This window comes from Rhizobium sp. ZX09, assembly GCF_017357485.1.
Taxonomy (GTDB): Bacteria; Pseudomonadota; Alphaproteobacteria; order Rhizobiales; family Rhizobiaceae; genus Agrobacterium; species Agrobacterium pusense.
In genome coordinates this window covers 64868-77140 of record NZ_CP031363.1, presented here as the reverse complement: position 1 = coordinate 77140, position 12273 = coordinate 64868, and the positions used below count along the sequence as shown (strand labels likewise).

At 59.5% G+C, this 12273-nt stretch carries 10 protein-coding genes and 1 tRNA gene; all 11 read right to left on the bottom strand.

Annotated features, from left to right (window positions below):
• Positions 1-99 precede the first annotated feature (99 nt).
• The gene (pyrC, locus tag BTN45_RS00370) at positions 100-1137 is read right to left on the bottom strand and encodes a dihydroorotase (RefSeq protein WP_022555549.1); all 1038 of its coding nucleotides are present in this window, start codon (positions 1135-1137) and stop codon (positions 100-102) included.
• Positions 1138-1249: 112 nt separating this feature from the next.
• Entirely contained in the window at positions 1250-2287 is a 1038-nt protein-coding gene (locus BTN45_RS00365) for a proline racemase family protein (RefSeq protein ID WP_207588518.1), read from the bottom strand.
• A gap of 124 nt (positions 2288-2411) precedes the next feature.
• Positions 2412-3734, bottom strand: coding sequence for an alpha/beta hydrolase (locus tag BTN45_RS00360; RefSeq protein WP_207588512.1), 1323 nt, complete (start codon positions 3732-3734; stop codon positions 2412-2414).
• A 187-nt stretch (positions 3735-3921) separates the two neighbouring features.
• A complete protein-coding gene (locus BTN45_RS00355; protein WP_207588510.1) occupies positions 3922-5418 on the bottom strand; it encodes an acetyl-CoA hydrolase/transferase family protein in 1497 nt (498 codons plus the stop codon).
• 294 nt (positions 5419-5712) lie between these two features.
• Complete coding sequence (locus tag BTN45_RS00350) at positions 5713-6513, bottom strand: phosphodiesterase (RefSeq protein ID WP_207588508.1); 801 nt, start codon at positions 6511-6513, stop codon at positions 5713-5715.
• A gap of 63 nt (positions 6514-6576) precedes the next feature.
• Entirely contained in the window at positions 6577-7869 is a 1293-nt protein-coding gene (locus tag BTN45_RS00345; RefSeq protein ID WP_004439693.1) for an ABC transporter substrate-binding protein, read from the bottom strand.
• Positions 7870-7911: 42 nt separating this feature from the next.
• Complete coding sequence (locus BTN45_RS00340; protein ID WP_207588506.1) at positions 7912-8733, bottom strand: carbohydrate ABC transporter permease; 822 nt, start codon at positions 8731-8733, stop codon at positions 7912-7914.
• Positions 8733-9659: a sugar ABC transporter permease gene (locus BTN45_RS00335; RefSeq protein WP_035206712.1), complete on the bottom strand. Its 927-nt coding sequence runs from the start codon at positions 9657-9659 to the stop codon at positions 8733-8735. The genes BTN45_RS00340 and BTN45_RS00335 overlap by 1 nt, the downstream gene beginning before the upstream one ends.
• The gene (locus tag BTN45_RS00330) at positions 9656-10801 is read right to left on the bottom strand and encodes an ABC transporter ATP-binding protein (protein WP_207588503.1); all 1146 of its coding nucleotides are present in this window, start codon (positions 10799-10801) and stop codon (positions 9656-9658) included. Before BTN45_RS00330 ends, BTN45_RS00335 begins: the two co-directional genes overlap by 4 nt.
• Positions 10802-11001: 200 nt before the next feature.
• On the bottom strand, positions 11002-11814 hold the full coding sequence (locus tag BTN45_RS00325; RefSeq protein WP_207588501.1) for a class I SAM-dependent methyltransferase: 813 nt from the start codon (positions 11812-11814) through the stop codon (positions 11002-11004).
• A 183-nt stretch (positions 11815-11997) separates the two neighbouring features.
• Positions 11998-12074, bottom strand: a tRNA-Arg gene (locus tag BTN45_RS00320).
• Between the last annotated feature and the right edge of the window lie 199 nt (positions 12075-12273).

The following is a 12273-nucleotide window of genomic DNA, read 5'->3' as shown; positions in this document are numbered from 1 at the left end:
GGTGTTCGGAAAGCACGCGTCTTTGTTCGGTATTTCGTGCGCCAGCCGAGGTGCCGGCGGACCATAACAAAACCGCCGGCAGTGCCGGCGGTCATAAAATCAATTTACATCCCAATGAAGCGGGAACATCGGATCGAATACGGTCACCGGCCCGGCGCCCGTTTCGATCTTGGCGGGGAATGACACTGGCTCGTCGCGCTTGACCAGCGTGATCGTCTCCTCATTCGGCGCCAGACCATACCAGGCCGGGCCGTTGAGCGAAGCGAAAGCTTCCAGCTTGTCGAGAGCGTTTTCGTCCTCGAAGACATGGGCAAGGCAGCTCATCGTATTGATGGACGTGTAAATGCCCGCGCAACCGCAGGCGCATTCCTTCAGCGGGTCCACGTGCGGAGCGGAATCCGTGCCAAGGAAAAAGCGCGCATCGCCAGAGGTCGCGGCAGCCCGCAGCGCCAGCCTGTGCTCCTCGCGCTTGGCGACGGGCAGACAGTAATAATGTGGCTTGATGCCGCCAACCAGAATGGCGTTGCGGTTGATGATGAGATGATGCGTGGTGATCGAGCCGGCCAGATTGGCCTTGGAAGACTTGATATAGTCAACGCCATCGCGGGTGGTGATGTGCTCCATCGTCACCTTCAGCTCCGGCAGGCGCTGGCGCAGCGGTTCCAGAACCGTCCCGATGAAGACCTTCTCGCGGTCAAAAATATCAACTTCCAGCGTTGTTACTTCTCCATGCACGCAGAGGGGCAGGCCGATCTTCGCCATGCGCTCCAGAACAGGCATGGCCTTGTTAAAATCGCGCACACCGCCGTGGGAATTGGTTGTGGCACCGGCGGGATAAAGCTTTACGGCGGTAATCAGGCCGCTTTTCTTGCCCTCTTCCACGTCGTCGGCCTGCGTGTCCTCGGTCAGATAGAGCGTCATCAAGGGCTCAAAGCTGTCGCCCGCGGGAATGGCCTTGACGATGCGATCGCGATAGGCGCGGGCATCTGCGGTGGTGACAACCGGCGGCACCAGGTTCGGCATGATGATGGCGCGGGCGAAATGCCGACTCGTATCCCCGATCACCCCTTCCAGCATGGCGCCATCACGAAGATGCAGGTGCCAGTCATCAGGGCGGCGCAGGGTGAGCGACTTCATCGGGATACCTCGGAGCATGATGGAATTGCGCCCGCTTAGCATCTTTTGTCGCGGGAAAACAGCCGCCCGACACGATCAGGCAGCCGTAAATGTCATTTTTTTGAAGCGCGCTTCAGATGTTGCCCGCTTCCGGACCCCAAACGTCGGTCATGGCAAAACCATCGGCCAATGGGTCGAAAGGATCGAGGCCGACCTGATGCAGACCGAAGGTAAAGCCGCGCCCGGCAATCGTGGGAATGACAGCCGGACGGCCCGCAACTTCGGTGACGGCGGAAAGGCCGACATCAAATTCCGAACCGATGATCGAGCGGGATTTATACTCGTCGCCCACCTTCACCTTGCCGCGCGCATAAAGCGTGGCGAGATTGGCGGAATTGCCCGTGCCGCAGGGCGAACGATCCGCCCGGCCGGGCCACATGGTGGTGCAGGTGCGGATGGAGCCATCGGAGTCCACATCGCGGAACATCACATAGGCCACGCCCGATATGGCGGGGATTTCGGGATGCACAACGGTCATTTCGCGGTTGACCAGATCCTTAAGGATCATGCCCGCAGAGACCAGCTTCGCGGCATTGGCTTTTTCGATCGTTAGACCAATCTGACGCACATCCACCAGCGCATAAAAAATGCCGCCATAGGAGATGTCCATCGTCACCTTGCCCCATTGGGGTGTGTCGATGCTGACATCAAGCGCATGCACGAAAGACGGCACCATGGTCAGCTTGACCTTTTCACAGCGCCCGTCACGGCAGGTGGCCGTTGCCTTCACCAGACCAGCCGCCGTTTCCAGAATGATGACGGTTTCCGGTTCGTGCATCTCCACCATGCCGCTTTCCAGAAGTGCAGTCGTCGCGCATATGGAATTCGATCCGGAGCTGGCATGCGCCTGGTCCGGCTGAAGGATGACGAAGGCGGCGTGCGCATCCGGATGCTTCGGCGGCAGAAGCAGATTGACCGAGCCCATGGGCGTGCCGCGCGGCTCCAGCGTCAGGAAGCGACGAAGCGCCTGTCCCTTTGGGTCGGTATTCATCCAGTGAAGCTGTTCAGCCACCGTATTGCCGGGGATTTTCGGCGCGCCGCCGGTGACGACACGGCCGATTTCGCCTTCGCAATGAACATCGAGAAGCTGAAGGGTGCGTTTCCAACGCATGGGGTCTTACTCCGAAAAGGGTTGTCGACCGACCATACAGATAAAAATACAAGCTGTATACAAATCTGCGACGCTCTGTGACAAAAAGCGCCTAGCGCTCCCGCTGCCCCTAACGCATCGCAGTTTAGCGATTGCGGCATTCCGCCCGGTTTCGATTGGCAGCGGCATCGCAGTTGATCCTTGACGACTGAAGCGCCTGATCGTCCACCACGGAGCCGGCCGTATCACCCACCGATCCGACGGTATTTTCCACCGAGCGGCCAAGCCGCTCCACCTGCCTGCCGTAGTTTTCCCGCGTGCGGGGATCGAACACAGCAATTGGCGCGCTGACCACAACGCTCGCTGCTGTTCCAACCGTCTGCGCGGCACCGATGCTGACGGCGCCCAAGGCTTCGCCCAGGCCGACATCAGAATCCGTCACGGTCTGGCCCGCGATGAGGCGGTCGCCGATCAGACGCACGACCTCCGGGCTTTCGGCAAACTTGCCGTGGTTCAGGCGGTCACCCGATTGCAGCTTCGTCAAATCGAGAACCGTGATACCGGCCTTTTCCAGCTGGCTGCTGTAGGGCTCAACGGAAGGATCGATCTGGCCAAGACGGTCAACATTGCCGGAAATGCGGCGCGACAGGCTGAGCGCGCGGTCATCCTGCGAAACGAAGAGCGTGAATTTCGGTGGTGTCTTGCCGAGGCTTGCGAACTGGCGGCTGAAGACATCCACGTCGAGATCAGGTGCTGCCAGAATAACGTTGCCGATCTTCGGATCGACGCGGCCATTGCGGATAGCCATCTGCCGCAACGCCTCCACCGCAAGCCAGGTGCCCATGGAGTGCGCCATGACCGTGACTTCACGGATGGATTTGTCTTTCGCCAGCCGCGTCAGCATCTCTTCCAGCGCGTCACGGGAATAGTTGGTGCTTTCCTTGTCGTAATTATAGTCGAAGATGCTGGCGCGTGACGGCCAGGTGAAGACGACGGGCACGACATCAGTTCTGGAATCATGGACGATCTGGGCAAATCGATAGACGGATTCCTCGTAGCGGTTGTTGAAACCATGCACGAAGACCAGCACGCGGCGGTCCTTTTCAATATGCCGGCCGATCCAGCTTCGCGTCTCGGCTTCGGAGCGGATGGGCTCGACCGCAACGGTAGTGAAATCCTTCAGCGGATTGGGCGGCAGCTTCTTCGGCCACTGCACCTGCCCGACCTTGCGGTTGGCATCCGGGGGTATCGAGACGGTGACCGCATCGACCTTCAGCCCCGTTCCCCGCTCGCCGCCGAAAAGAACCGCGGGATTGTCAGACGGCGCGCGTGTCGTCGCGACAAGGAGGTTCACCGGCGTCGTACCGGCCACTGTTTGTCCCGTTGGCGTCATCACTCCGATCGGCCGCCCACCGCAACCGGCAAGCACGGCAACAATCGCGATCAAGGCGACGAAGCGAATGGGCATCACATCACTCTCCTGCAACCCTGAGGCAGCCGGGTCGCTGCCGAGAGAGAGGATTTTCTACCGGAGGCGGAACTGACGCGCCAGCAACCACAGCGAAGTGGCGGATGATTTCCATCCCGGTGTGTCCAAACGGACCCAATTTCGCGTGGGCGCGTCCGATGCCTCAGGCTGGTTTCCTGGTCCGCCGCTATTTCTGCGGCAGCATGGTGCCCCTTTCGCGCAGGGCGCCATGCCACGACAGCGCTTCTTCGATGAGATGCGGCGTGTGCCCTCCCCGCGAGACTGCCCGCTGGAAATAGTCCGTTAGCGCATCACGATAGGCCGGATGCACGCAGTTCTCGATGACGACCGCCGCGCGCTCACGAGGCGCAAGGCCACGAAGGTCGGCAAGGCCCGTCTCGGTCACGAGGATATCGACATCATGTTCAGTGTGATCGACATGGCTGACCATGGGAACGACGCTCGATATGGCGCCGCCTTTGGCGATAGACTTGGTGACAAAGATGGACATATAGGCATTCCGGGCAAAATCCCCCGAGCCGCCGATGCCGTTCATCATATGCGTTCCCCCGACATGGGTCGAATTGACGTTTCCGTAAATATCGAATTCCAACGCCGTGTTGATGCCGATGATACCGAGGCGACGGATAACTTCGGGATGGTTGCTGACCTCCTGCGGGCGCAGAATGAGCCTGCTTTTATATTCGGCCAGACGCGGCATGACCCGCTCGTTCATGGCGGAGGATAAGGTGATCGACGAACCCGACGCGAAAGTCAGCTTGCCCGCATCGAAAAGTTCGAATGTGGAGTCCTGCAGGACCTCCGAATACATTTTGAGATCGTGAAACGGCGTATCAATGAAACCGTGCATCACAGCATTGGCGATCGTGCCGATGCCGGCCTGAAGCGGCTGAAGTTCGTGGGTCATGCGGCCATGACGCACCTCGTTCAACAGGAATTCAGTGAGGTGGCCGGCAATGGCCTTCGTCTCGTCATCCGGCGGCAGCACTGTCGAGAAGCTGTCGCTCTTGTCACTCAGGACAATAGCGGCGATTTTTTCCGGCGGCACCGGAATGAAGGGCAGTCCGACACGGCTATCCGTCGCCACCACCGGGATGGGCATGCGGGTCGGACGTTTTGCGGGAATGAAGATGTCGTGCAGCCCCTCCAGCACCTCGGGCTGGGACAGGTTGATCTCGACGATCACCTTATCGGCCAGGATGGCGAAGCTCGCGGAATTGCCAACGGAGGTGGTGGGCACGATACCACCGTCAGCCGTGATCGCCACGGCTTCAACGATGGCGATATCGACGCCGTGAATCTGACCGCCGCGCAATTGCTCGACGGTCTCGGAGAGATGCTGGTCAATGAACATGACCTTGCCGTCATTGATCGCCTTGCGCAAAGCCGGATCGGACTGGAACGGCATGCGACGCGCCAGCATGCCCGCCTCGACCATGGTCTTGTCGAGATCATTGCCCAGCGATGCCCCCGTCATCAGGGTAATTTTCATGGGATGCAGCTTGGCACGCTCCGCCAGCGCCAGCGGCACCGCCTTGGCCTCGCCGGCACGCGTGAAGCCGCTCATGCCCACAGTCATGCCATCCTGAATGAGACTGGCGGCCTCTTCGGCACTGACGATCCGGTTCAAAAGGGACGCGTTGCGAATACGCTTTTCAAGCATGCACTTCTCCATGATCTGCAATCACGATGGCACGGCATTCGGTCGCCCATCTCGCAGCGACTATGGCGTGCAGTTTCATCGATGAAACTGACATAGATCAAGGGCAAGAAGGGAACCATCACTTCTGCGTATCAAATCCCGTTCAGCGACAGTAAGTGACGCATCGGCGCGACAGGCTGGCAGGCCCTCACACCATGCCGGCCCTGCGATCGGCAGGAGACTTCCGTTACGCCGTGATCGGCGAGGAGTGACGAGCCCCACTTCGCGTCATCGCAGTGCGGAAAAAGCAACTCGTCAGGGGCCTTCGCAGACAGGCGCCCGCCCAAGCACGACCTGCCCCACTTCCACATCATAGGCACGCAGGCCGAACGCGCCGAGGCTTATGACCCGGTAACAGGGATTGCCGCCCGTCCACAGGGGATCGACAACGTCGATATCGGTGATGAAGCGGTGCGCGCAGGCCTGACCGGAACTATAAGCGATGCCTTCGGCCGTCGTGCCTGCCATCGGCACATGGATATGGCCAAAAATGATGTGACGCACGCCGGCCGGGTGAGCGGCGAGCCTGCGCATGACAGCCCCGTCATCATGCATGCCGATATGTTCAAAATGGCGGATGCCACAATCCATCGGCGGGTGGTGAATGAAAACCGTCACGGGCAACTCGCCCGCGCTTTCCAGCGCGCTCTCCAGCCATGCCAGACGATCCTCACCATACATGCCGCCTATGACATCGGCTTCATGGCTGTCCAGAAACAGCAAACGACCAAAATCGGTGTCGATGAAGGACTGGATGTAACCGTTATCGTCGCGCGGCTGTTCGGGAAAGGCGGCAACGAATTCCGGGCGGCGATCGTGATTGCCGAGCATCAGCCGCACCGGCATGGAGACCGGCGCAAGGATATCCCGCAGCAGCTCATAGGCCTCGGGCTCACCGTAATTACAAAGATCGCCCGTCATGACGAGAAGATCGGCGTCGGCGTGTTTTTCAATGATATCGGCGATTGCCGCGCGCAGCTGCTTTTCCGGGTCGACGCCATTTATGGCGACGCCGGGCAGCAGAAGATGGGTATCGGTGATCTGGATAATCTTCATTTGGGGCTTCCTGCGCAAAATGGCTGCGGGAAGGGATTTCCCGCAGCCTCTCGATGGTGCTGATTATTTCAGCAGGGCGTTGGTCTGCTCGACGATCTGCTTGAGGCCGGCTTCCGGCGTCACCTCACCGCGCATGACGGTGCCGATGATATCGCGCTGGGTGCGCCAGATGCGGACGGAATCGCCGCCGGGGTAACCGGCCCAGGGCAGAGAACGGTCAGCCTGAAGCGAAGCGGTTTTCACATTCGGGTTCTCGACGTAATAAGGAGCGAGGAAGTCCGGGCCGGTTGCCAGCTTGTTGGTCGGCAGGTAACCGGTGATGCGAACGATGGTGTTCTGCGCTTCCGGACCGGTGATCCACTTCAGGTATTTCCAGGCAGCATCCTGCTTGGCCTTGTCCTGCGTCAGGATAACGGCAGAGTTACCGCCGGTCGGAACGCCGCCCTTTTCCTTGTTGTCCAGCGGGAAGGTCGCCGTCTTCAGCTTGAAGCGATCGCCAACCAGGCCCTGGATCGTCTGAACGTGAGCGGGCGTCGAGAAGATGAAGCCGGTGAGGCCTGCACCGAACTGCTGGCGGGACTGGTCCCAATCGAGCAGGTTCTGGCCACCTTCGGTGACGAACTGGCGGGTCATCTTCAGGGCGTTGAGGCCGATCTCGTTGTCGAAGGCAACGGTCTTGGTCTTCTCGTCAACGAGCTTGCCGCCCTGTTCGACGATGAGCGCCTGCCACAGCCAGTCATCCGGCCAGCCGTTGATATCGTAGCTCATGCCAGCAAACTTGGGGTCGAGAGCCTTGATCTTCTTGGCAAGAGCGATGAGCTCCGCAAAGGTCGTCGGCATCTTGTCCGGGTCGCCGCCGGCCTTGGTGACGAGGTCCGAGTTGATGTAGATGATCGGCGAGGAAGCGTTGACCGGCAGACCATACTGCTTGCCGTCGATCTGGCCGAGTGCCGCCATCTTCGGGCTGTAGTTCTTGTCGAGGAAAGCCTGACCGCCTTCAGCCTGAATGAACGGGCCGAGATCGGTGATCTGGTTGCGCGGTGCGAGCGTGTGCACCAGTTCCGCCGTCAGGTTGTAGCCCGAGAAATAAACGTCGGGCAGATTACCGGTAACGGCAGAGCGCAGAACCTGCTGCTGGCCTTCGTTATAACCGGCGGCCGGAGCGAGGAAGTTTATCTTCACGTCCGGGTTCTTCTTCATGAATTCATCGGCCAGCGGCTGATGGAATTTCGTGAAGCCCGGCAGGTTGTAGAGAACATTGAGCGTGATTTCGTTGGCGAAAACCGGCTGAGCGAGGCCCGCAAAAGCCATGCCAAGGGCCAGACCGCCCATCACAGCGCGTCGGTTTAGTTTCATGTCAGTCTCCAGAGAGGTTGGGAGGAGGAAGTCTGAACGGCGTCACTTGACGCCGGTCATGGTAATACCGGCGATGAAATGCCGCCGTGCCAGGAGGAAGCACAGCACCATCGGCGCGGTAATCAGTGTCGCGCCCGCCATCAGCGCGCCGTAATTTGCGCCGGATTCAACATCGGCGAAAAACATCATGCCAAGCGGCGGTGGCGCGAGATTGGTGTCAGAGATAACGATCATCGGCCAATAAAGGTCGTTCCAGTGGGCGACGAGCGAAAAGACCGAGAAGGCGGCGAGTGAAGGCAGCGAACCACGCAGCACAAGCCCCCAGCAGATCTCCATTTCAGAGAGGCCGTCCATGCGTGCCGCTTCGATGATTTCATCCGGATAGCTGCGGAAGGACTGATTGAACAGGAAGATGGCGAAGACGGAGAGAAAGAAGGGCATCATCATCGCGAAATAGGTGTTCAGCAGCTCCGTCTTTGCCAGACCGACGAAAAGCGGCAGGGCAAGGGCCTGGATGGGAACGCAGAGCGCGGCGACGACCAGGCCAAGAAGCAGCTTGCGGCCCGGGAACCGCAGTTTCGCCAGAGCGTAGGCCGCCGGCACAGATGTCAGTATCTGGACGACGAGAATACCGACGCAGACGATGACGCCATTGAGCATGAAGCGTGCCATGGGCACTTGCCCGGCTGCACGGGTGTAATTATCGGCCGCGTCGAATTTCTCAGGGATCGGCCAGAGCGAAACGTTGAATATTTCCGCCGGCGAACGGATTGACGTCAGCACCATCCAGTAGAACGGCAGGAGCATCAGGAAAGCGCCGAGCGCCAACACAAGATGCGGAAGATATTTGCGGAGTGCGGCCATCAATAATGCACCTTCCGGTCCATATGCAGCGTCTGGCCGATCGAAAGCACCAGTACGATTGCGAGGAAGATCACCGTCAGCGCGGCGGCATAACCGGTGTTGGAATACTCAAAACCTTCGAGATAGAGATCGAACAGCAACGTCTCTGATCCGAAACGGCCCTTGGTCAGCACTGCCACCGTCTCGAACACCTTGAAGGCAGAGATGGAGGTGGTGACCACAACGAACATGGTCGTCGGTCCGAGCATCGGCCATGTCACCGTCAGGAAGCGGTCCACCGGGTTCTTCGCGCCATCGAGACGCGCCGCCTCGTGCAAATCCTTCGAAATGGCGGTGAGACCGGCAAGGAACAGCACCATGTTGAAGCCGAGTATCTGCCAGACGCCCATCAGCGCCATGGTAGGGATAAGGAGAACGGGGTTGGAGAGGAAAGCGACGGGTTCGAAGCCCATCCACTTGATCGCCGCATTCACCGGGCCGAGCGATGGATGGAGCAGGAATTGCCAAACGGTCGCCATGGCCACCAGCGTTGCGGTGACCGGAAGGAAGTAAGCTACTTCCCAGAAGGCGCGGCTGCGCTTGCGATTATAGACAAGCAAGGCTACGCCGAGCGCCAGAAACACGCCGAAGGGAATGACGATGGCAGCGTAGATGGCCGTATTCGTCAAGGCACGCAGGAAAACCGGATCCTGAAACGCCTTGACGAAATTTCCCAGTCCCACAAAGCGCGTGGACAGCGCGCCAAGCTGATAATCCGTGACGGAAAAACCGGCGAGAACGAGCATCGGCACGATATAGATCGCCAGAAGCAGCAAGCTTGCGGGTGCCGCAAAGATCAGGCCGCGCCGGATCATCCGCCGGTCGGCCTTTGAAAGTCGCGGGCGAGCGCTGGCACGCGCCGCGCCAGAAAAATCAACCGCCGTCATGCCGGCACCTGCTCGCGAACGGTCACCTTGCGGCGGAGACCGTCGGCGGCGAAAAGATGCGCGCGCTCCGGCACAAAACCGAGGGTGATGACGCCATTCGCATCAGCGCCAAGCGTTTCGCCGGCACCCTGTCGCAGGGTTATGGCCACCGTCTCATCACTTAAAAGACGGCAACTCACGAAGCGGTCTGCGCCATGGGTTTCGCTGCGAACCACGCGCACGGCCAAACCTTCCGCGCCGGGACGCAGATCCTCTGCGCGAAGACCAAGCGTTGCGGGACCGGCGTCGCGGCCCGCGGCTTCGAGACCAAGATCCCGGGCGAAAGCCGTCACCTTGCCGCTGGCGGCGATTTCGACCGGCAGCAGATTGATGGAGGGCGTGCCGATGAAGCGCGCGACGGTGAGCGTGGCGGGCTTGCGGTAGAGTTCATCCGGCGTGCCAAGCTGCTCGATACGACCTTCAGACATCAACGCGATACGGTCGGACATCGTCATGGCTTCGATCTGGTCATGGGTGACATAGATGAAAGTCGCGCCGAGCCGCCGGTGCAGGCCTGCCAGCTCTTCGCGCATGTGGGCGCGAAGCTTCGCATCAAGATTGGAGAGCGGTTCGTCCATGAGGAAGGCGGCCGGCGAACGCACCAGTGCCCGGGCAAGCGCAACACGCTGACGCTGGCCGCCGGAAAGCTGCGCCGGCTTGCGATCCAGCAGATGCGCGATCTGCAGCGTCTCGGCCGCCTGCTCGACGGCTGCTTCGATCTCTCTCACCGTTTCGGCCGGGGCCGCAAACCGCCCGATCAGCGGTAGCCGCGCGGCAAAGGGCAAACGCCGCATCCTAAGCGGCGTCGCGATGTTCTGGCGCACGCTCATATGCGGATAAAGGGCGTAGGACTGGAACACCATCGCGAGATTACGGTCGCTCGGATCGATCTCGGTCACATCCTGTCCGCCGATGGACACCGAACCGCGATCCGGCGTTTCGAGCCCCCCTATGATGCGCAGCAGCGTGGACTTGCCACAGCCCGACATGCCCACCAGGGACAAAAACTCTCCGGGGCGGATGGAAAGATCGATCTCTTTCAGAACATCGTCGGCGCCGAAGCCTTTGCCGATGCCCGAAAGTTCAAGTGATTGTGGCGTCATTCTGCGCTCCTTTTCTGAAGCGCATATGCTTATATTGTATGACAATATGACGAAGGTTTGAGGAAAGTTCGATGACACGCGAAAGCCCGGAAATCTCGGACAATCGAAAACCGCGATGAATGGGCTTTTACTCGAAACCACTAAAATTGATGGGTATTTCCGCGCTTGTCCGTGAACCGAAAATCGCTGGGGGCGCAGACTTATAATGCGGCGAGAATCACATGCGCCTGAATTTTGCCGGTAACCTCACCGCTGCCATGGCGGGCTTCAATGGCTGCGGTGACGTAATCTGTCGCAGCATCCAGTGTTCCGGGGTCCCTTGCCTCGATTTCCGTGCGCAGAACCGTTCCCTGGCAATAAGCGACCGCCGGAACACGGGGCGAAGCGGCCCGACTTTGCGCCGCCACCGTCTCGATCGTCACCCGGGAAAACCCCGCATCCTCCAGTTCGCGGCGGATCGCGGCCACATCATGATAACCATGCGGGGTGCGTGCCAGGAAGCAGGGTGGATCATCGGGAAACAGGCGCGCCAACGCGTTTGTCACTTCATCTGCGAAGTGGTTTTCCCCAATGCGATCCCAGACATTGAATAAATAATGCCCGCCGGGCTTCAGTACCCGCTTTGCCTCGCGATAGGCCGACGGCCGATCACCAAAAAACATTGCGCCGAACTGACAGAAGACAAGATCAAAAACAGCGCTTGCAAAAGGCAGGAGCTGGGCATCGGCCTGTTGCCATTTTATGCGGTGATCCGGTGCCTGCTGCGACGCGGCAAAGTCGAGCATAGGCTGATTGAGATCGGTCACCACATAGCTGGCGGCAGGCAATAGTCGGGACGTGAGTTCGCGCGTGACGGCGCCGGTTCCTGCAGCGACCTCCAGAATATCAACCGGCATCAAGGCCGCCGCCCGCCGCGCCAGATCAGTGGCGAAAGGTGCGAAAATCAACGGCACCATATAGCGGTCGTAATTTTCCGGGATCGACCCCGCAAATACCTTATCCGCTTCCAACATGGCTTTCACCCCGAGCCATCTGACGATCGGATGATTTTAACATATATTCGGGATGTGTGGAATTCGTTCGTCCTGCCGCGTGCCAGAGGGGCGGAGGAATCTGGCGGAACGGACTTGCTCATCCAAGCCGCATACGAGGCTAGAAATATCGCGTGTTTCAATGCTTGTTTTTAAGAAAGGAAATGGCGCACCCGAAGAGATTCGAACTCCTGACCCCCAGATTCGTAGTCTGGTGCTCTATCCAGCTGAGCTACGGGTGCGTGCCGTTCCGGTCGTTTCCGGTGGCGTGGCGATCCTCTAAAACGTCCTCATTCCGATTGCAAGCGATTTTGCTTCGAAATTGTCATTTTTCCGCAGCAATTCAATTATCGCATTGAAAATAAACGACATTCCTAAACGTGCGTTTTCGAGAGCGCGTGAGCCGCATATCATCCAGCGGGTATGAAGGCTGCGCTGGAC